This window comes from Streptomyces sp. NPDC046925 (assembly GCF_040644915.1).
Taxonomy (GTDB): domain Bacteria; phylum Actinomycetota; class Actinomycetes; order Streptomycetales; family Streptomycetaceae; genus Streptomyces.
Genome location: NZ_JBEYWZ010000017.1, coordinates 125,626 through 145,944, shown reverse-complemented (window position 1 = coordinate 145,944; position 20,319 = coordinate 125,626). Strand labels below are relative to the sequence as shown.

The following is a 20,319-nucleotide window of genomic DNA, read 5'->3' as shown; positions in this document are numbered from 1 at the left end:
CCGCGCACCCGGTCGCGCCACGCAGTTCCAGGCGCGAGCATGAGGAGCACCGTTGAGCAGGTTGCGTTGGCTGACCGCGGGAGAGTCCCACGGACCCGCACTTGTCGCGACGCTGGAGGGTCTTCCCGCCGGCGTGCCGATCACCACGGAGATGGTGGCGGACCACCTGGCCCGGCGGCGCCTCGGCTATGGGCGCGGTGCGCGCATGAAATTCGAGCGTGACGAGGTCACCTTCCTGGGCGGCGTCCGGCACGGCCTGACCATGGGTTCGCCGGTGGCGATCATGGTGGGCAACACCGAGTGGCCCAAGTGGGAACAGGTCATGGCGGCCGACCCCGTCGACCCCGAGATCCTCGCCGACCTGGCCCGCAACGCCCCGCTGACCCGTCCGCGGCCCGGTCACGCCGACCTCGCGGGCATGCAGAAGTACGGCTTCGACGAGGCCCGTCCCGTCCTGGAGCGCGCCTCCGCACGCGAGACCGCGGCCCGCGTCGCGCTCGGCGCGGTCGCCCGTTCGTACCTGAAGGAGACGGCCGGGATCGAGATCGTCAGCCACGTCACGGAGCTTGCGGCGGCCAAGGCGCCCTACGGCGTCTACCCGACCCCCGCCGACGTCGAGAAGCTCGACGCCGACCCGGTGCGCTGCCTCGACGCGGACGCCAGCAAGGCGATGGTCGCCGAGATCGACCAGGCCCACAAGGACGGCGACACCCTGGGCGGCGTCGTCGAGGTGCTCGCGTACAACGTGCCCGTCGGCCTCGGCTCGCACGTGCACTGGGACCGGCGTCTCGACGCGCGGCTCGCCGCCGCGCTCATGGGCATCCAGGCCATCAAGGGCGTCGAGGTCGGCGACGGCTTCGACCTCGCGCGGGTGCCGGGCTCCCAGGCGCACGACGAGATCGTCTCCACCGACGACGGCATCCGGCGTACCTCCGGCCGCTCCGGCGGCACCGAGGGCGGCCTGACCACCGGTGAACTTCTGCGCGTGCGCGCCGCGATGAAGCCCATCGCGACCGTGCCCCGCGCGCTCGCCACCGTCGACGTCGCCACCGGCGAGGCCACCAAGGCGCACCACCAGCGTTCCGACGTGTGTGCGGTGCCGGCCGCCGGCATCGTCGCCGAGGCGATGGTCGCGCTGACCCTGGCCGACGCCGTCGCCGAGAAGTTCGGCGGCGACAGCGTGCCCGAGACCCGGCGCAACGTGACCTCGTACCTCGACAACCTCCAGATCCGGTGACCGGCCCGCAGATCGTCCTGGTCGGGCCGATGGGCGTGGGCAAGTCGACGGTGGGCGCCCTGCTCGCCGAGCGCCTGGGCAGCGCCTTCCGGGACACCGACGCCGACATCGTGCTCGCGCAGGGCCGGGAGATCGCGGAGATCTTCGTGGACGAGGGCGAGCCGCACTTCCGCGCGCTCGAACGGGACGCCGTGCGTACGGCGCTCGCCGAGCACGAGGGGATCCTCGCCCTCGGCGGCGGCGCGATCCTCGACGACTCGACCCGCGCGCTCCTCGCCCCGCACGCGGTCATCTATCTGTCGATGGACGTCGAGGAAGCGGTCAAGCGCACCGGCCTCAACCAGGCGCGCCCGCTGCTCGCGGTCAACCCGCGCAAGCAGTGGCGCGAACTGATGAACGCCCGCCGCCACTTGTACGCCGAAGTCGCCCGCGCCGTCGTCGCCACCGACGACCGCACCCCCGAAGAGGTCGCCCAGGCGGTCCTCGACGCACTGGAGTTGAAGGAAGCATGACCGAGATTTCGGAACAGGCGCCCACCCGCATCCAGGTCGGCGGCACCGCGGGCACCGAACCGTACGAGGTCCTCGTCGGACGTCAGCTTCTCGGTGAGCTGCCCGGCCTGATCGGCGAGCAGACCAAGCGCGTCGCGATCATCCACCCGGAGGCGCTCGCCGAGACCGGCGACGCGCTCCGCGACGACCTGGCGGGACAGGGCTGCGAGGTCGTCGCCATCCAGGTGCCGAACGCCGAGGAGGCCAAGACCGCCGAGGTCGCCGCGTACTGCTGGAAGGCCCTTGGCCAGTCCGGCTTCACCCGCAGCGACATCATCATCGGCGTCGGCGGCGGGGCCACCACGGACCTCGCCGGTTTCGTGGCCGCGACATGGCTGCGCGGGGTGCGCTGGATCGCCGTGCCGACCACCGTGCTCGGCATGGTGGACGCCGCGGTCGGCGGCAAGACCGGCATCAACACCGCCGAGGGCAAGAACCTGGTGGGCTCCTTCCACCCGCCGGCCGGGGTGCTGTGCGACCTGGCCGCGCTCGACTCGCTGCCCGTCAACGACTTCGTGTCGGGCCTCGCGGAGATCATCAAGGCCGGTTTCATCGCCGACCCGGTGATCCTCGAACTGATCGAGGCGGACCCCGAGGCCGCGCGCGGTCCGCAGGGCCCGCACACCGCCGAACTGATCGAGCGCTCCATCAAGGTCAAGGCCGAGGTCGTCTCCGGCGATCTCAAGGAGTCGGGCCTGCGCGAGATCCTCAACTACGGCCACACCCTCGCCCACGCCATCGAGAAGAACGAGCGCTACAAGTGGCGCCACGGCGCCGCGGTCTCCGTGGGCATGGCCTTCGCGGCCGAACTCGGCCGCCTGGCGGGGCGACTCGACGACGCGACCGCCGACCGCCACCGCACCGTCCTGGAGTCGGTCGGCCTGCCCCTGAGCTACCGCTACGACCAGTGGCCCAAGCTTCTGGAGACCATGAAGGTCGACAAGAAGTCCCGCGGTGACCTGCTGCGTTTCATCGTCCTCGACGGTCTCGGCAAGCCGACCGTCCTGGAGGGACCCGACCCGGCGGTGCTGCTCGCCGCGTACGGCGAAGTCGCGAAGTAAAGCCGTACCCACGGGGTAAGTGGCCCCCCAGAACAAGCCACGGGCACCCTGCGGCGTCCCCGGCCGTTCACACAACGTCGGCCGGGGGCGGTACCGTTCGGTAACGGGTGGCCCCGGCCGCCGCCCGACCAGCGTCAGTCGCACGAGACGGAGTGGCACCGGATGCAGCACGCAGTGGGGTCTCCGCTGCCGCCGCCCCATCAGCCGGGGCACGGACCGGCCGCTGGCTGGTCCCCGGCCGCACATCACCCGAGCGGTCCGCCGCCGGGTGCAGCGCCGGGCGGCCCACCGCCTCCCGCGCCGGGTTTCGCCGGCGCTCCCCATCCACCGGGCACGGCCCCGCACCCGCAGGGACCGGCCCCGCACGCGCATGCCCCGGCACCGCAGCACGCGGCGCCGGCCCCGCAGCACGGCGCGACCTCCCAGCACACCCACGCGCCCGGCGCCCCCGTGCCGCCGACGCCGGACACGACGGGCCACATACAGCTCCCGCCCGGCGGCCCCGTCGCCATGCCGAGCCCGCCGCCCGGCACGGCGCGGGCGGACACCGGCGCCACCACGCTGGCCGTCCTGCTGATCGGCCCCGCGGGCGCGGGCAAGACGAGCGTCGCCAAGTACTGGGCGGAGCACCGCAGGGTGCCGACCGCCCACATCAGCCTCGACGACGTACGGGAATGGGTGCGCTCGGGCTTCGCGGACCCCCAGTCCGGGTGGAACGACCACTCCGAGGCGCAGTACCGCCTGGCCCGCCGCACCTGCGGTTTCGCCGCACGGAACTTCCTGGCCAACGGCATCTCCTGCATCCTCGACGACGCGGTCTTCCCCGACCGTCCGGTCGTCGGCCTCGGCGGCTGGAAGCGGCATGTGGGCCCCGGCCTGCTTCCGGTGGTCCTGCTGCCCGGCCTGGAGATCGTCTTGGAGCGCAATGCCGAGCGCAGCGGCAACCGCCGCCTCACGGACGAGGAAGTGGCCCGTATCCACGGCCGCATGGCCGGCTGGTACGGCTCGGGTCTGCCCATCATCGACAACTCCCAGCTGGACGTGCCCGCCACGGCCCAGGTCCTCGACGACGTCCTGGCCCGCTCCATCGCGAGCCCGCCGCAGTGGTAGGCCGCGCCGCCCGACGCCCCCGCGGGGCCCCCGGTCGGACGCGCTGAAACGGCCGTCCCGCGCCACCGCTCATAGGCTCGTCCCATGTCAGAGGTGTACGCGGCCCGCCGTGAGCGGCTGAGGGAGCGTTGTGCCGCGGGCGGCAGCGCGTCGGCGCTCGTGTCCCGCCCCGCCAACGTGCGGTATCTCGCGGGAGCGGCGCCGCAGGGCGCCGTGCTCCTGCTGGGCAGGACCGAGGATCTGCTGCTGTGCGGCAGACCGCCCGGGGACGACCAGGGCGAGGTGCGGCCCGACGAAGGGCTGCGGGTGCACCTGCTCGACGCGTCCGGCGGTGATCCCGCGGTCGCGGGCGCCGACCTCGCGGCCGCGCAGGGCGCCGATTCGCTGGCCGTCGAGGAGCACGATCTCACCGTCGCCCGGCATCGCGCCCTTGGCTCCGTCGCGCCGCGCCTGCGGCTCGCGGACCTCGGGGGAGCGGTCGAACAACTGCGCCTCGTCAAGGACGAGGAGGAGATCTCCTGCCTGCGGATCGGCTCCGAGATCGCCGACCAGGCACTCGGCGAGCTGCTCGAATCGATTCTCGTGGGGCGTACGGAACGCCATCTTGCCCTGGAACTGGAGCGCCGTCTCGTCGACCACGGCGCGGACGGGCCCGCCTTTGCGACCTCCGTCGCCACCGGTCCGAACTCGGGCCGCGGCGGCCACCGGCCCTCCGACCGCCGGGTGGAGGAGGGGGATTTCCTCTCTGTTTGCCTGGGAGCCAGCTATCGCGGTTATCGTTGCGAGATCGGGCGTACGTTCGTCATCGGTACGTCTCCCGCGGACTGGCAGATCGAGCTGTACGACCTCGTCTTCGCCGCTCAGCGGGCGGGCAGGGAGGCTCTGACACCGGGCGCCGCCTACCGCGACATCGACCGTGCGGCACGTCATGTGCTGGACTCCGCAGGGTATGCGGACGGTCTCGCTCCGCTGATGGGACACGGGGTGGGGCTCGAAATCGACGAGGACCCGCAGTTGGCGCCCGCGGCCATGGGTAAACTGGACGCTTGCGTGCCGGTCACCGTCGAACCGGGGGTTCACATCCCGGGACGGGGTGGTGTCCGGATCGATGACACGCTCGTCGTGCGCCCCGAGGCGGACGGCGGACCCGAGCTACTCACCATCACGACCAAGGAGCTGCTCGCGCTCTAGCTTTCCGAGCTGTGCGCGTGCGCCGGGGTCGTCCACGTCAGTCCAGGAGATTCCGCAACCGTGGCTTCCACGAACGACCTCAAGAACGGCCTGGTGCTCAAGCTCGACGGGGGCCAGCTCTGGTCCGTCGTCGAGTTCCAGCACGTCAAGCCCGGCAAGGGCCCCGCCTTCGTGCGCACCAAGCTCAAGAACGTGCTGTCGGGCAAGGTCGTCGACAAGACCTTCAACGCCGGCGTCAAGGTCGACACGGCGACGATCGACAAGCGCGACATGCAGTTCTCCTACATGGACGGCGACTACTTCGTCTTCATGGACATGGAGACGTACGACCAGCTGCACGTCGACCGCAAGGCCGTCGGCGACGCCGCCAACTTCCTGATCGAGGGCTTCACCGCCTCCGTCGCGCAGCACGAGGGCGAGGTGCTCTACGTCGAGCTCCCCGCCGCCGTCGAGCTCGTCATCCAGGAGACCGAGCCGGGCGTCCAGGGCGACCGCTCCACCGGCGGCACCAAGCCCGCGACGCTGGAGACCGGCCACCAGATCCAGGTCCCGCTCTTCATCACCACGGGCGAGAAGATCAAGGTCGACACCCGTGACAGCGGCTACCTCGGCCGGGTGAACAGCTAACCGTGGCTGCTCGTAATACGGCCCGCAAGCGCGCCTTCCAGATCCTCTTCGAGGCCGACCAGCGTGGGGCCGACGTAGTGACGGTCCTCGCGGACTGGGTGCGTCACTCGCGGTCCGACACCCGGCAGCCGCCGGTGAGCGAGTTCACGATGGAGCTGGTCGAGGGGTACGCGGAGCACGCGCGCCACATCGACGAGCTGATCTCGCAGTACGCGGTCGGGTGGACCCTGGACCGGATGCCGGTCGTCGACCGCAACATCCTGCGGCTCGGTGCCTACGAGCTGATCTGGGTCGACGCGACGCCGGACGCGGTGGTCATGGACGAGGCCGTGCAGTTGGCCAAGGAGTTCTCCACGGACGATTCGCCGTCCTTCGTGAACGGCCTGCTCGGTCGCTTCAAGGACCTGAAGCCGAGTCTGCGCCGCGACGAGGCGTGAGGCCGCGAGGCGAAGGCCTCACAAGCCGCTCAGAGGGCCCGCAGCGTGTCGCTGCGGGCCCTCTGGCAATCCCTGCGTCCCCCGGGGCTCGCGGTGCCGCTGTGGCCCCTGGAGCGCCCTGTGCGCACGAAGAACGCCGGGGTGGCCGGAACCGACTGGTTCCGGCCACCCCGGCGTTACGTTTCTGCTCAGCTCTCCCTTGCGGGATCAGACGTCGTCGTGGGCGACGGCGCGGCGCGCGTCCGCGTCCAGGACGCCCCAGCTGATCAGCTGCTCGGTGAGAACCGAGGGCGACTGGTCATAGATCACGGCGAGAGTGCGCAGGTCGTCCTGGCGGATCGAGAGCACCTTGCCGTTGTAGTCACCGCGCTGCGACTGGATCGTGGCCGCGTATCGCTGCAGGGGTCCTGCCTTCTCGGCCGGGACGTGCGCGAGGCGCTCAAGGTCGAGCACGAGCTTCGGCGGCGGCTCGGCCGCACCGCCGGGAGCGGTGCCGGGCAGCAGCTCCTGGACCGGGACGCCGTAGAAGTCCGCCAGCTCGGCGAGGCGCTGTACGGTCACGGCGCGGTCGCCGCGTTCGTACGAACCGACCACGACCGCCTTCCAGCGTCCCTGGGACTTCTCCTCGACGCCGTGGAGGGAAAGGCCCTGCTGGGTACGGATGGCGCGGAGCTTGGCCCCGAGCTGTTTGGCGTATTCGCTGGACATATAGCTCCCCGGACGAAGAACGGTAACTCACTGTGAGGTTACGCAGCGTTACTTGGGTGCGTCAAGCCGAATGGTCCGTACCGCCCCCTCCGAGGGGGGTCGTGACCGGCGGTGTTGTCGGTGCTGGTAGCGTGGATGGCGCAAATCCGACGTCCTTTAAGGTCCGTCCCGTGAGGCGGAGAAGGAGGTCCGTTTCATATGGACTCGCACGACACGAACGAATCCGATGTCGCCCGGCCCGTGCTCGAAGGCCCGGACATCGCACGGGTGTTGACCCGTATCGCGCACGAGATCGTCGAGCGCGCCAAAGGCGCCGAAGACGTGGTGCTGCTCGGCATTCCCACCCGCGGCGTCTTCCTCGCCAGGCGACTCGCCGAGAAGCTCGAAGAAATCACCGGACGCAGTATCCCGGTTGGCTCACTCGACATCACGATGTACCGCGACGATCTGCGCATGCACCCGCCGCGCGCACTCGCCCGCACCGAGATCCCCGGTGACGGCATCGACGGCCGCCTCGTCGTCCTCGTCGACGACGTGCTCTTCTCCGGCCGCACCATCCGCGCCGCCCTCGACGGTCTGAACGACATCGGCCGCCCGCGCGCGGTGCAGCTCGCCGTCCTCGTCGACCGCGGCCACCGCGAGCTGCCGATCCGTGCCGATTACGTGGGCAAGAACCTCCCCACGTCGCTGCGGGAGACGGTCAAGGTCCAGCTCGCCGAGGAGGACGGCCGCGACGCCGTGCTGCTCGGTGCCAAGCCCGCTTCCGCGTAGGACCGGCTTCCCTCACCGGCGCCGGGGCACAGCCCTGCGCGCCCGCGTGCCCGCACACCTCCACACGACGGAGTACACCCAGATGATGCGACACCTCATCTCGGCCGCCGACCTCACCCGCGACGACGCCGTTCTCATCCTCGACACCGCCGAGGAGATGGCCCGGGTCGCCGACCGGCCGATCAAGAAGCTTCCCGCCCTGCGCGGCCGTACGATCTGCAATCTGTTCTTCGAGGACTCGACCCGCACCCGGATCTCCTTCGAGGCCGCCGAGAAGCGCCTCTCCGCCGACGTCATCAACTTCGCCGCCAAGGGCTCCAGCGTCTCCAAGGGCGAGTCCCTCAAGGACACCGCCCAGACCCTGGAGGCGATGGGCGTCGACGCCGTCGTCATCCGGCACGGCGCGTCCGGCGCCCCCTACCGCCTGGCCACCTCGGGCTGGATCGACGCCCCGGTGATCAACGCGGGCGACGGCACCCACCAGCACCCCACGCAGGCCCTGCTCGACGCCTTCACCATGCGCCGCCGCCTCGTCGGCCGGGACGCGGGCCTCGGCAAGGACCTGAAGGGCAAGCGCATCACGCTCGTCGGCGACGTCCTGCACAGCCGCGTCGCACGCTCGAACGTCGACCTCCTGCACACCCTGGGCGCCGAGGTCACCCTGGTCGCCCCGCCCACCCTGGTGCCGGTCGGCGTCGACACCTGGCCCTGCGACGTGTCGTACGACCTGGACCGGGTGCTCCCCGAGTCCGACGCCGTGATGATGCTGCGCGTGCAGCGCGAGCGCATGAACGCCGCGTTCTTCCCGACCGAGCGCGAGTACTCGCGCCGCTACGGCCTGGACGGCGAGCGCATGGCGAAGATGCCGGAGCACGCCATCGTGATGCACCCCGGTCCGATGGTCCGCGGCATGGAGATCACCGCCGAGGTCGCCGACTCCGACCGCTGCACGGTCATCGAGCAGGTCGCCAACGGCGTCCACACCCGGATGGCCGTCCTGTACCTGCTCCTGGGCGGCAACGAACCCGCCGTCACCCACACCCGTACCGAGGAGAGCAAGTAATGAGCAAGACCCTGATCCGCGGTGCGAAGGTGCTCGGCGGCGACGCGCAGGACGTCCTGATCGACGGCGAGACGATCCTCGAAGTGGGGACCGGCATCGAGGCGGGCGACGCGACCGTCGTCGAGGCCGACGGCAAGATCCTGCTGCCCGGCCTCGTCGACCTGCACACCCACCTGCGCGAGCCCGGCCGCGAGGACTCCGAGACCGTCCTGACCGGTACGCGCGCCGCCGCGTCCGGCGGCTACACCGCCGTGTTCGCCATGGCCAACACCTTCCCCGTCGCCGACACCGCAGGCGTCGTCGAGCAGGTCTACCGGCTCGGCCAGGAGGGCGGCTACGCGGACGTCCAGCCGATCGGCGCCGTCACCGTAGGCCTGGAGGGCAAGAAGCTCGCCGAGCTCGGCGCCATGCACGAGTCCGCCGCCGGTGTCACCGTCTTCTCCGACGACGGCAAGTGCGTCGACGACGCGGTGATCATGCGCCGCGCCCTGGAGTACGTGAAGGCCTTCGGTGGCGTCGTCGCCCAGCACGCGCAGGAGCCCCGCCTCACCGAGGGCGCCCAGATGAACGAGGGCGTCGTCTCCGCCGAGCTCGGGCTCGGCGGCTGGCCGGCCGTCGCCGAGGAGTCGATCATCGCGCGGGACGTGCTGCTCGCCGAGCACGTCGGCTCGCGGGTGCACATCTGCCACCTGTCGACCGCCGGCTCCGTCGAGATCGTGCGCTGGGCCAAGTCGCGCGGCATCGACGTGACCGCCGAGGTCACCCCGCACCACCTGCTCCTGACGGACGAGATGGTCCGCTCGTACAACCCCGTCTACAAGGTCAACCCGCCGCTGCGCACCGAGCGCGACGTCATGGCGCTGCGCGAGGCCCTGGCCGACGGCACGATCGACATCGTCGCCACCGACCACGCCCCGCACCCGCACGAGGACAAGGACTGCGAGTGGGCCGCGGCCGCCATGGGCATGGTGGGCCTGGAGACCGCGCTCTCCGTCGTCCAGCAGACGATGGTCGAGACCGGCCTGCTGACCTGGGCCGCCGTCGCCGACCGGATGTCCGTCAAGCCCGCCGAGATCGGCCGGGCGACGGGCCACGGACGCCCCGTCTCGGCTGGTGAGCCCGCGAACCTCACGCTCCTCGATCCGGCTTACCGTGGAGTCGTGGACCCCGCGGGCTTCGCTTCGCGCAGCGGCAACACCCCCTACGAGGGCCGTGAGCTGCCGGGCCGCGTGACGCACACGTGGCTGCGGGGCCGCGCCACGCTCGTCGACGGGAAGCTCGCGTGACATCTCTTCTGGAACTGGCCGCCGAGAAGGAATCGGCGGAGGTGACCGACTGGGCCGCCCGCGCGGGCTGGGTCGTCGGACTGCTGCTCTTCATCGCGCTCGTCTACTGGCTGATGCGCGAGGGCTGGAAGTGGCGCGGCACGCTCCAGGGCGACCTGCCGCCGCTTCCCGTGGTGCCGGATGACGCGGCCCCGGCGAAACTTGAGCTGACCGGCCGCTACCACGGCTCGACCACGGCCGGGCAGTGGCTCGACCGCATCGTGGCGCACGGCCTCGGTACCCGCAGCCGCGTGGAGCTGACGCTCACGGACGCGGGCCTGAGCGTCGTACGCCCCGGCGCGGTCGACTTCCACGTCCCGGCCGGACAACTGCGCGAGGCCCGCCTCGACAAGGGCATCGCCGGAAAGGTCCTCGCGGAGGGCGGTCTGCTGATCGTCACCTGGGAGCACGGCGAGAAGCTCATCGACTCGGGCTTCCGCTCGGACCACGCGGCCGAGCAGGCCGAGTGGGTCGAGGCCATCAACAACATGATCAACACGACCAGCACGACGGAAGGCACCGCACGATGACGACCTCCACCAGGGGAGCGCACAAAACTCCCGCCGTACTCGTCCTGGAGGACGGTCGCATCTTCCGCGGTCGCGCCTACGGGGCCGTGGGGGAGACCTTCGGCGAAGCGGTGTTCTCCACCGGCATGACCGGCTACCAGGAGACCCTCACCGACCCCTCGTACCACCGCCAGGTCGTCGTCATGACGGCCCCGCACGTGGGCAACACGGGCGTGAACGACGAGGACGACGAGTCCGCCCGCATCTGGGTCTCCGGCTACGTCGTGCGCGACCCCGCGCGCGTGCCCTCCAACTGGCGCGCCAAGCGCTCGCTCGACGAGCAGCTCGCGAACCAGGGCGTCGTCGGCATCTCCGGCATCGACACCCGCGCCCTCACCCGCCACCTGCGCGAGCGCGGCGCGATGCGCGTCGGCATCTTCTCCGGCGAGGCCCTCGCGGGCGCCGGCGACGACGACCTGCTCGCCAAGGTGCAGGCTGCCCCGCAGATGAAGGGCGCCGACCTCTCCGCCGAGGTCGCCACCAAGGAGGCGTACGTCGTCCCCGCGATCGGCACCAAGAAGTTCACGGTCGCCGCCGTGGACCTCGGCATCAAGGGCATGACCCCGCAGCGCATGGCCGAACGCGGCATCGAGGTGCACGTCCTGCCCGCCACCGCCACGGTCGACGACGTGTACGCCGTCAACCCCGACGGGGTGTTCTTCTCGAACGGACCCGGCGACCCGGCCACCGCGGACCACCCGGTCTCCGTCATGCAGGGCGTGCTCGCACGCAAGACGCCGCTCTTCGGCATCTGCTTCGGCAACCAGATCCTCGGCCGCGCGCTCGGCTTCGGCACCTTCAAGCTGAAGTACGGCCACCGCGGCATCAACCAGCCGGTGCAGGACCGCACGACCGGCAAGGTCGAGGTCACCGCGCACAACCACGGCTTCGCCGTCGACGCGCCCCTCGACAAGGTCTCCGACACCCCCTACGGGCGCGCCGAGGTCTCCCACGTCTGCCTGAACGACCAGGTGGTGGAGGGGCTCCAGCTCCTCGACCAGCCCGCGTTCAGCGTCCAGTACCACCCCGAAGCCGCCGCGGGACCGCACGACGCCGCGTACCTCTTCGACCGCTTCGTTTCCCTGATGACCGCAGAAGGAGCCCAGCGTGCCTAAGCGCACCGATATCCAGTCCGTCCTGGTCATCGGCTCCGGTCCGATCGTCATCGGCCAGGCAGCGGAGTTCGACTACTCGGGCACCCAGGCCTGCCGCGTCCTCAAGGCCGAGGGCCTGCGCGTCATCCTGGTCAACTCGAACCCGGCGACGATCATGACCGACCCGGAGATCGCCGACGCGACCTACGTCGAGCCGATCACCCCCGAGTTCGTCGAGAAGATCATCGCCAAGGAGCGCCCCGACGCGCTGCTCCCGACCCTGGGCGGCCAGACCGCGCTCAACACCGCGATCTCCATGCACGACCAGGGCGTCCTGGAGAAGTACGGCGTGGAGCTCATCGGCGCCAACGTCGAGGCGATCAACAAGGGCGAGGACCGCGACCTCTTCAAGGGCGTCGTCGAAGAGGTCAACAAGAAGATCGGGCACGGCGAGTCCGCCCGCTCGTACATCTGCCACTCCATGGACGACGTCCTCAAGGGCGTCGACGAGCTCGGCGGCTACCCCGTCGTCGTCCGCCCCTCCTTCACCATGGGCGGCGCCGGTTCCGGCTTCGCGCACGACGAGGAGGAGCTGCGCCGCATCGCCGGACAGGGCCTCACGCTCTCGCCGACCACCGAGGTGCTCCTGGAGGAGTCCATCCTCGGCTGGAAGGAGTACGAGCTGGAGCTGATGCGCGACAAGAACGACAACGTCGTGGTCGTCTGCTCCATCGAGAACTTCGACCCGATGGGCGTGCACACCGGCGACTCGATCACCGTCGCGCCCGCGATGACGCTGACCGACCGCGAGTACCAGACCCTGCGTGACGTCGGCATCGCGATCATCCGCGAGGTCGGCGTCGACACCGGCGGCTGCAACATCCAGTTCGCCATCGACCCGACCGACGGCCGGGTCATCGTCATCGAGATGAACCCGCGTGTCTCGCGGTCCTCCGCGCTCGCGTCGAAGGCCACCGGATTCCCGATCGCGAAGATCGCCGCGAAGCTGGCCGTCGGCTACACGCTGGACGAGATCCCGAACGACATCACCGAGAAGACCCCGGCCTCCTTCGAGCCGACCCTCGACTACGTCGTGGTCAAGGCCCCGCGTTTCGCCTTCGAGAAGTTCCCCTCGGCGGACTCGACCCTGACGACCACCATGAAGTCGGTCGGCGAGGCCATGGCGATCGGCCGCAACTTCACCGAGGCGCTCCAGAAGGCGCTGCGCTCCCTGGAGAAGAAGGGCTCGCAGTTCACCTTCGTGGGCGAGCCCGGCGACAAGGCCGAGCTCCTGGAAGCGGCGGTCCGCCCGACCGACGGACGCATCAACTCCGTCATGCAGGCCATCCGCGCGGGCGCCACCCCCGAGGAGGTCTTCGAGTCCACGAAGATCGACCCGTGGTTCGTCGACCAGCTCTTCCTGATCAAGGAGATCGCGGACGAGCTCGCCGCCGCCGAGCGCCTGGACACCGACCTGCTCGCCGAGGCCAAGCGGCACGGCTTCTCCGACCACCAGATCGCCGAGATCCGCGGCCTGCGCGAGGACGTCGTCCGCGAGGTGCGCCACGCCCTCGGGGTGCGCCCGGTCTACAAGACGGTCGACACCTGCGCCGCCGAGTTCGCCGCGAAGACCCCGTACTTCTACTCCTCGTACGACGAGGAGAGCGAGGTCGCCCGGCGCGAGAAGCCCGCGGTGATCATTCTCGGCTCGGGTCCCAACCGCATCGGCCAGGGCATCGAGTTCGACTACTCCTGCGTCCACGCCTCCTTCGCGCTGAGCGACGCGGGCTACGAGACCGTGATGGTCAACTGCAACCCCGAGACCGTCTCCACGGACTACGACACCTCCGACCGCCTCTACTTCGAGCCGCTGACGCTCGAAGACGTCCTGGAGATCGTCAACGCCGAGGCGCAGGCAGGGCCGATCGCGGGCGTCATCGTCCAGCTCGGCGGCCAGACCCCGCTCGGCCTCGCGCAGGCGCTCAAGGACAACGGCGTGCCGGTCGTGGGCACCTCGCCCGAGGCCATCCACGCCGCCGAGGACCGCGGCGCCTTCGGCCGCGTGCTCGCGGAGGCCGGACTCCCGGCGCCCAAGCACGGCACCGCCACCACGTTCGGCGAGGCCAAGGCCATCGCCGACGAGATCGGCTACCCCGTCCTCGTACGCCCGTCGTACGTGCTCGGCGGCCGCGGCATGGAGATCGTCTACGACGAGACCCGCCTCTCCGCGTACATCGAGGAGTCGACCGAGATCAGCCCCTCGCGGCCGGTCCTCGTCGACCGCTTCCTCGACGACGCGATCGAGATCGACGTGGACGCGCTCTACGACGGCGAGGAGCTCTACCTCGGCGGCGTCATGGAGCACATCGAGGAGGCCGGCATCCACTCCGGCGACTCGGCGTGCGCGCTGCCCCCGATCACCCTCGGCGGCCACGACATCAAGCGCCTGCGCGCCTCCACGGAGGGCATCGCCAAGGGAGTCGGCGTGCGCGGGCTCATCAACATCCAGTTCGCGATGGCCGGGGACATCCTCTACGTCCTGGAGGCCAACCCGCGCGCCTCGCGCACCGTCCCCTTCACCTCGAAGGCGACCGCGGTGCCGCTGGCCAAGGCCGCCGCGCGCATCTCGCTCGGCGCGACCGTCGCCGAACTGCGCGCCGAGGGCATGCTCCCGGCGAGCGGCGACGGCGGCACGCTGCCGATGGACGCGCCGATCTCGGTGAAGGAAGCCGTCATGCCCTGGTCGCGCTTCCGCGACATCCACGGTCGAGGCGTCGACACCGTGCTCGGCCCGGAGATGCGCTCCACGGGCGAGGTCATGGGCATCGACTCGGTCTTCGGCACGGCCTACGCCAAGTCGCAGGCCGGCGCGTACGGCCCGCTGCCGACCAAGGGCCGCGCCTTCATCTCCGTCGCCAACCGCGACAAGCGCTCGATGATCTTCCCGGCGCGCGAGCTGGTCGCGCACGGCTTCGAGCTGCTCGCCACGTCCGGCACGGCCGAGGTGCTCAAGCGCAACGGCATCAACGCCACGATCGTGCGCAAGCAGTCCGAGGGCGAGGGCCCGAACGGCGAGAAGACGATCGTCCAGCTGATCCACGACGGCGGAGTCGACCTCATCGTCAACACCCCGTACGGCACCGGCGGCCGCCTCGACGGCTACGACATCCGTACGGCGGCCGTGTCCCGCTCCGTGCCGTGCCTGACGACGGTCCAGGCGCTCGCCGCCGCCGTCCAGGGCATCGACGCGCTCAACCACGGGGACGTGGGCGTCCGTTCGCTCCAGGAACACGCGGAGCATCTGACCGCGGCCCGCGACTAGCAGCCCACCAGGGGGACACCGAATCGGTGTCCCCCTTCTGGTGAGCACACCTGAGGACTCCTGAGGACCCCTACATGTACAAATTCTTCTTCGACCTCGTCTTCAAGCGCATGGACCCGGAGCAGGCCCACTACCTGGCCTTCCGCTGGATCCGGCTCGCGGCCCGTGTCCCCGTGCTGCGCACGTTCGTCGCCGCCGCCCTCGCGCCGCGCCACAAGGAGCTGCGCACCGAGGCCTTCGGGCTTCGCATGCACGGGCCGTTCGGGCTTGCCGCGGGCTTCGACAAGAACGCCGTCGCCATCGACGGCATGTCGATGCTGGGCTTCGACCACATCGAGATCGGCACCGTCACGGGCGAGCCGCAGCCCGGCAACCCCAAGAAGCGTCTCTTCCGCCTCGTGCAGGACCGCGCGCTGATCAACCGCATGGGCTTCAACAACGAGGGCTCCGCGGCCGTGGCGGAGCGCCTGGGCGCCCGCAGGGCCGTCTTCAAGACGGTCGTGGGCGTCAACATCGGCAAGACCAAGGTCGTCCCCGAGGAGGAGGCCGCCGCCGACTACGTGAAGTCGACCGAGCGGCTCGCCGCCCACGCCGACTACCTCGTGGTCAACGTGTCATCGCCGAACACCCCCGGCCTGCGCAACCTCCAGGCCACGGAGTCGCTGCGCCCGCTCCTGACCGCCGTGCGCGAGGCGGCGGACCGCAGCGTCACCGGGCGGCGCGTGCCGCTCCTGGTGAAGATCGCCCCCGACCTCGCGGACGAGGACATCGACGCGGTCGCCGACCTGGCCGTCGAGCTCGGCCTCGACGGCATCATCGCCACGAACACGACCATCGCGCGCGAGGGCCTCGGTTTGCGATCCGAACCTTCGCTCTACGGCGAGACCGGCGGTCTTTCGGGCGCGCCCCTCAAGGAGCGCTCCCTGGAGGTCCTGCGCCGCCTGCACGCGCGCGTGGGCGACCGGATCACGCTCGTGGGCGTCGGCGGCATCGAGAACGCCGAGGACGCCTGGCAGCGCATCCTCGCGGGCGCCACCCTGGTGCAGGGCTACAGCGCCTTCATCTACGAAGGACCCTTCTGGGCCCGCGCGATCCACAAGGGCCTCGCCGCCCGTCTGAACTCCTCCCCGTACGCCACGCTCGCCGAGGCCGTCGGCGCCGACGCAAGGAAGCCCGCATGAGTGCTCTCGAACCCTTCGGTACGCGTCTGCGCCACGCCATGGACGAGCGCGGACCGCTGTGCGTCGGCATCGACCCGCACGCCTCCCTGCTGTCCGCCTGGGGCCTGGACGACGACATCGCGGGCCTGGAGAAGTTCACCGGGACCGTCGTCGACGCGCTCGCCGAAAGCGTCGCGGTGTTCAAGCCGCAGAGCGCGTTCTTCGAGCGCTTCGGCTCGCGCGGCACCGCCGTACTGGAGAAGGCGGTCCGGGAGCTGCGCGCGGCCGGGGCCCTGGTCGTCATGGACGCCAAGCGCGGCGACATCGGCTCGACCATGGCCGCGTACGCCGAGACCTTCCTGCACAAGGACTCGCCGCTGTTCTCCGACGCCGTGACGGTCTCGCCCTACCTCGGCTACGGCTCGCTGAAGCCCGCCGTCGACCTGGCGCGGGAGAACGGCACCGGGCTCTTCGTGCTCGCCCTCACCTCCAACCCGGAGGGCGCCGAGGTGCAGCACGCGGTGCGCGAGGACGGCCGCACGATCGGCGCGACGATGCTCGGGCACCTGGCCGCGGAGAACGCCGGTGCTCAGCCGCTGGGTTCCTTCGGCGCCGTCGTCGGGGCGACCCTGGGCGACCTGTCCTCGTACGACCTCGCCGTCAACGGACCGCTGCTGGCTCCCGGCATCGGGGCGCAGGGTGCCACTCCCGCTGATCTTCCGGGTGTCTTCGGGGACGCCGTGCGCAACGTCGTGCCGAGCGTCAGCCGGGGTGTCCTGCGTCACGGTCCCGATGCCGCGGGTCTGCGCGTCGCGGCGAGCCGCTTCGCGGACGAGATCCGTGAGGCCGTCGCCTCCGTCTGAGGGTCCGCCGGGGGCGTTTTTCCGTCTTCGAAGGACGTGTCCGGCCACGTCCTCAGGTTTCGCTGATGGCTCACCAGGCCAAATCCGGGGTGAATTGCCCGAAATGTACACCTCGACAGAGGCTGACCAGGACTTTTCGTCTGTTCTCGCTGACTCCAGCGGCCATGCCCGCTAGTCTCCGACGAGAGCGAACGGGCAAGCGCGTTGCACGTTGCTCACCAGGTGTGGGGCGACTAGGTTCCTCACCGGTCCGTATCCGACAGTTCGACATCCGAGGTGACGTAGGCGTGGCTCTTCCGCCCCTTACCCCTGAACAGCGCGCAGCCGCGCTCGAAAAGGCCGCCGCGGCTCGCCGGGAGCGGGCCGAGGTCAAGAATCGACTCAAGCACTCCGGCGCCTCGCTTCATGAGGTCATCAAGCAGGGTCAGGAGAACGATGTCATCGGCAAGATGAAGGTCTCCGCCCTCCTGGAGTCCCTGCCGGGCGTGGGCAAGGTCCGCGCCAAGCAGATCATGGAGCGTCTTGGCATCTCCGAGAGCCGCCGTGTGCGGGGTCTCGGCTCCAACCAGATCGCCTCCTTGGAGCGTGAGTTCGGTGGTGGCGCTGCCTGACGTTCTCAGGCACTCCTGAGAACCTGGATAATCGCTGCATGGCTGCTACATCCCGGGGGACGACCCCCGTGCCCCCGGACGTACGTCCGCGGCTGACCGTGCTCTCCGGCCCCTCCGGGGTCGGCAAGAGCACGGTCGTCGCTCATATGCGCAAAGAACACCCCGAGGTCTGGCTCTCGGTCTCGGCCACCACCCGAAAGCCGCGCCCCGGCGAGAAGCACGGCGTCCACTACTTCTTCGTCTCCGACGAAGAGATGGACAAGCTGATCGCCAACAGCGAGCTGCTCGAATGGGCCGAGTTCGCGGGCAACCGCTACGGCACGCCCCGGGGTGCCGTGCTCGAACGCCTGGAGGCGGGCGAGCCCGTCCTCCTGGAGATCGATCTGCAGGGCGCACGCCTGGTCCGCGAGTCGATGTCCGAGGCTCAGCTGGTCTTCCTCGCCCCGCCGAGCTGGGAGGAGCTGGTCCGCCGGCTCACCGGCCGGGGGACCGAGGCTCCCGAGGTGATCGAGCGCAGGCTCGGCGCGGCGAAGATCGAACTCGCCGCGGAGGCCGAGTTCGACACGACCCTGGTCAATACCTCCGTCGAGGACGTGGCGCGTGAGCTGCTAGCCTTGATGAAAGTTGTTTGATCTTCTTCATCCTCAGTAATCCCGGATTGATCTTCCTTTTCCATTCGAAGGCCAATCCCCATCGGAAGGCAGAGAGTGTCCTCTTCCATCACTGCGCCCGAGGGCATCATCAACCCGCCGATTGATGAGCTCCTCGAAGCGACCGACTCGAAGTACAGCCTCGTGATCTACGCCGCCAAGCGCGCGCGCCAGATCAACGCGTACTACTCGCAGCTCGGTGAGGGCCTGCTGGAGTACGTCGGCCCGCTGGTGGACACGCACGTCCACGAGAAGCCGCTCTCCATCGCGCTCCGCGAGATCAACGCGGGCCTGCTGACGTCCGAGGCCATCGAGGGCCCGGCCCAGTAGTCGCATTTCTTCATCCGCAGTTTCTTCACCACAGGCCCGGCAGCGCGACTGCCGGGCCTGTGGTGTGTCATGGAGTCGTACGTTCCCGGATGCGGGGATCACAAGTGCGGGGAGGCACGGTGGGCAAGCCCAAGGTCGTTCTGGGGGTCAGCGGCGGTATCGCCGCGTACAAGGCCTGTGAGCTGCTGCGGCGGCTGACCGAGTCGGGCCATGACGTACGCGTCGTGCCGACCGACTCGGCCCTGCACTTCGTGGGGGAGGCGACCTGGTCGGCGCTGTCCGGCAACCCCGTGTCGACCGAGGTGTGGGAATCCGTCCACGAGGTGCCGCACGTGCGGATCGGCCAGTCCGCCGACGTCGTGATCGTCGCCCCGGCGACGGCCGACATGATGGCGAAGGCGGCCCACGGCCTCGCCGACGACCTCCTGACGAACACCCTCCTCACCGCCCGCTGTCCGGTGATCTTCGCCCCCGCCATGCACACGGAGATGTGGGAGCACCCGGCCACACAGGAGAACGTCGCCACGCTGCGCCGCCGCGGCGCCCTCGTCGTCGAGCCCGCCGTCGGGCGCCTGACCGGCGTGGACACCGGCAAGGGCCGCTTCCCGGACCCGGTGGAGCTCTTCGAGGTCGTACGCCGTGTCCTGGCGCGCGGCGACCTCGCCCGCGATCTCACGGGGCGGCACGTCGTCGTCAGCGCGGGCGGCACGCGTGAGCCGCTCGACCCGGTCCGCTTCCTGGGCAACCGGTCCTCCGGCAAGCAGGGGTACGCGCTGGCCCGCAGCGCGGCGGCGCGCGGCGCCCGCGTCACGCTGGTCTCGGCGAACGCGGCGCTGCCCGCGCCCGCGGGCGTCGACGTCCTGCCCGTCGGCACGGCCGTCCAGCTCCGCGAGGCGTTCCTCAAGGCCTCGGCGGACGCCGACGCCGTGGTGATGGCGGCGGCCGTGGCCGATTTCCGCCCGCAGACGTACGCGGCAGGAAAGATCAAGAAGAAGGACGGCCAGGAGCCGGCCCCGATCGCCCTGGTCCGCAACCCCGACATCCTCGCGGAGATCGCCGGCGAGCGGCCGCGCCCCGGCCAGGTCGTCGTCGGCTTCGCCGCCGAGACCGACGACGTGCTCGCCAACGGCCGCGCCAAGCTGGAACGCAAGGGCTGCGACCTGCTCGTCGTCAACGAAGTGGGCGAGCGCAAGACGTTCGGCTCCGAGGAGAACGAGGCCGTCGTGCTCGGCGCCGACGGCAGCGAGACCCCCGTGCCGTACGGCCCCAAGGAAGCGCTCGCGGACATCGTCTGGGACCTCGTCGCCGAACGCCTGCCGGCGAATTCCTGACAAAGCCGGGGTGACTCGCGGGTGATGCCACCTCCGTCGGAACCTCACTGGAACCCCGCTGGAATCCCGGGCCCGAATGTCACATTCGCCCCATTGGGTGCCCCAAACCCGTGAAATTCGGGCGCGGGGCCCTCTGGTGGAGACCGATCGTCGTACCGCACAATGCAGTGCCGCAGGTCACAGCACTCCCAAGTGGCGAGACACGTGGTCCGGCGGCCGAGTGCGACCGATAAACTGGTCTCGGACGACGCCGGGCGCAGCTCCCGGCCGTCCATCAATGATCAGCCAGCAGCCGCTGCAACCACAGG

20 protein-coding genes are annotated in these 20,319 nt (G+C 70.3%); 19 read left to right on the top strand and 1 reads right to left on the bottom strand.

The genetic code is table 11. The features are described 5' to 3' along the window. Nucleotides 1–52 precede the first annotated feature (52 nt). The 7 genes from aroC (at nucleotide 53) to nusB (ending at nucleotide 6,214) form a co-directional block, all read left to right on the top strand. On the top strand, nucleotides 53–1,237 hold the full coding sequence (gene aroC, locus ABZ906_RS41495; protein WP_361391724.1) for a chorismate synthase: 1,185 nt from the start codon (nucleotides 53–55) through the stop codon (nucleotides 1,235–1,237). Beyond that, on the top strand, nucleotides 1,234–1,749 hold the full coding sequence (locus ABZ906_RS41490; protein WP_361192528.1) for a shikimate kinase: 516 nt from the start codon (nucleotides 1,234–1,236) through the stop codon (nucleotides 1,747–1,749). Before aroC ends, ABZ906_RS41490 begins: the two co-directional genes overlap by 4 nt. Next, entirely contained in the window at nucleotides 1,746–2,849 is a 1,104-nt protein-coding gene (aroB, locus tag ABZ906_RS41485) for a 3-dehydroquinate synthase (RefSeq protein ID WP_361391721.1), read from the top strand. Before ABZ906_RS41490 ends, aroB begins: the two co-directional genes overlap by 4 nt. 162 nt (nucleotides 2,850–3,011) lie before the next feature. Beyond that, nucleotides 3,012–3,959 (top strand): Pro-rich N-terminal domain-containing protein, encoded by a 948-nt coding sequence (locus ABZ906_RS41480; RefSeq protein ID WP_361391718.1) that lies wholly within the window; start codon nucleotides 3,012–3,014, stop codon nucleotides 3,957–3,959. Nucleotides 3,960–4,043: 84 nt separating this feature from the next. Further along, nucleotides 4,044–5,150 (top strand): M24 family metallopeptidase, encoded by a 1,107-nt coding sequence (locus tag ABZ906_RS41475; RefSeq protein ID WP_361192524.1) that lies wholly within the window; start codon nucleotides 4,044–4,046, stop codon nucleotides 5,148–5,150. A 60-nt stretch (nucleotides 5,151–5,210) separates the two neighbouring features. Further along, nucleotides 5,211–5,777, top strand: a complete 567-nt coding sequence (gene efp / locus ABZ906_RS41470) for an elongation factor P (RefSeq protein WP_190084875.1) — start codon at nucleotides 5,211–5,213, stop codon at nucleotides 5,775–5,777. Between the two features lie 2 nt (nucleotides 5,778–5,779). Beyond that, nucleotides 5,780–6,214, top strand: a complete 435-nt coding sequence (gene nusB / locus ABZ906_RS41465; RefSeq protein WP_361192520.1) for a transcription antitermination factor NusB — start codon at nucleotides 5,780–5,782, stop codon at nucleotides 6,212–6,214. A gap of 207 nt (nucleotides 6,215–6,421) precedes the next feature. Here nusB and bldD read toward each other — a convergent pair whose 3' ends face one another. Further along, nucleotides 6,422–6,922, bottom strand: a complete 501-nt coding sequence (gene bldD / locus ABZ906_RS41460; protein ID WP_135330908.1) for a transcriptional regulator BldD — start codon at nucleotides 6,920–6,922, stop codon at nucleotides 6,422–6,424. 198 nt (nucleotides 6,923–7,120) lie between these two features. On the opposite strand from bldD, the gene pyrR reads away from it, so the two are divergent. The 12 genes from pyrR (at nucleotide 7,121) to coaBC (ending at nucleotide 20,011) form a co-directional block, all read left to right on the top strand. After that, nucleotides 7,121–7,693: a bifunctional pyr operon transcriptional regulator/uracil phosphoribosyltransferase PyrR gene (gene pyrR / locus ABZ906_RS41455; protein ID WP_361192518.1), complete on the top strand. Its 573-nt coding sequence runs from the start codon at nucleotides 7,121–7,123 to the stop codon at nucleotides 7,691–7,693. Nucleotides 7,694–7,775: 82 nt separating this feature from the next. Then, nucleotides 7,776–8,756 (top strand): aspartate carbamoyltransferase catalytic subunit, encoded by a 981-nt coding sequence (locus ABZ906_RS41450; protein ID WP_361192763.1) that lies wholly within the window; start codon nucleotides 7,776–7,778, stop codon nucleotides 8,754–8,756. Continuing rightward, nucleotides 8,756–10,042 carry a dihydroorotase gene (locus ABZ906_RS41445; RefSeq protein WP_361192515.1) on the top strand — a complete coding sequence of 429 codons (1,287 nt, stop codon included), beginning with the start codon at nucleotides 8,756–8,758 and terminating at the stop codon, nucleotides 10,040–10,042. Before ABZ906_RS41450 ends, ABZ906_RS41445 begins: the two co-directional genes overlap by 1 nt. Further along, complete coding sequence (locus ABZ906_RS41440; protein ID WP_361391715.1) at nucleotides 10,039–10,611, top strand: hypothetical protein; 573 nt, start codon at nucleotides 10,039–10,041, stop codon at nucleotides 10,609–10,611. Before ABZ906_RS41445 ends, ABZ906_RS41440 begins: the two co-directional genes overlap by 4 nt. Further along, nucleotides 10,608–11,765 (top strand): glutamine-hydrolyzing carbamoyl-phosphate synthase small subunit, encoded by a 1,158-nt coding sequence (gene carA, locus ABZ906_RS41435; protein ID WP_361391712.1) that lies wholly within the window; start codon nucleotides 10,608–10,610, stop codon nucleotides 11,763–11,765. Before ABZ906_RS41440 ends, carA begins: the two co-directional genes overlap by 4 nt. Further along, the gene (gene carB / locus ABZ906_RS41430; RefSeq protein ID WP_361391709.1) at nucleotides 11,758–15,066 is read left to right on the top strand and encodes a carbamoyl-phosphate synthase large subunit; all 3,309 of its coding nucleotides are present in this window, start codon (nucleotides 11,758–11,760) and stop codon (nucleotides 15,064–15,066) included. The genes carA and carB overlap by 8 nt, the downstream gene beginning before the upstream one ends. A 74-nt stretch (nucleotides 15,067–15,140) precedes the next feature. Then, nucleotides 15,141–16,247 carry a quinone-dependent dihydroorotate dehydrogenase gene (locus ABZ906_RS41425; protein ID WP_361391706.1) on the top strand — a complete coding sequence of 369 codons (1,107 nt, stop codon included), beginning with the start codon at nucleotides 15,141–15,143 and terminating at the stop codon, nucleotides 16,245–16,247. Further along, a complete protein-coding gene (gene pyrF / locus ABZ906_RS41420; protein ID WP_361391703.1) occupies nucleotides 16,244–17,089 on the top strand; it encodes an orotidine-5'-phosphate decarboxylase in 846 nt (281 codons plus the stop codon). The genes ABZ906_RS41425 and pyrF overlap by 4 nt, the downstream gene beginning before the upstream one ends. Nucleotides 17,090–17,376: 287 nt before the next feature. Beyond that, nucleotides 17,377–17,700 (top strand): integration host factor, encoded by a 324-nt coding sequence (locus tag ABZ906_RS41415; protein ID WP_005319887.1) that lies wholly within the window; start codon nucleotides 17,377–17,379, stop codon nucleotides 17,698–17,700. Nucleotides 17,701–17,738: 38 nt separating this feature from the next. Further along, nucleotides 17,739–18,332 (top strand): guanylate kinase, encoded by a 594-nt coding sequence (gene gmk, locus ABZ906_RS41410; RefSeq protein ID WP_351168671.1) that lies wholly within the window; start codon nucleotides 17,739–17,741, stop codon nucleotides 18,330–18,332. A gap of 75 nt (nucleotides 18,333–18,407) precedes the next feature. Next, complete coding sequence (rpoZ, locus tag ABZ906_RS41405; RefSeq protein ID WP_005319902.1) at nucleotides 18,408–18,680, top strand: DNA-directed RNA polymerase subunit omega; 273 nt, start codon at nucleotides 18,408–18,410, stop codon at nucleotides 18,678–18,680. Nucleotides 18,681–18,799: 119 nt separating this feature from the next. After that, complete coding sequence (gene coaBC, locus ABZ906_RS41400; protein ID WP_361391700.1) at nucleotides 18,800–20,011, top strand: bifunctional phosphopantothenoylcysteine decarboxylase/phosphopantothenate--cysteine ligase CoaBC; 1,212 nt, start codon at nucleotides 18,800–18,802, stop codon at nucleotides 20,009–20,011. The last annotated feature ends 308 nt before the right edge of the window (nucleotides 20,012–20,319 follow it).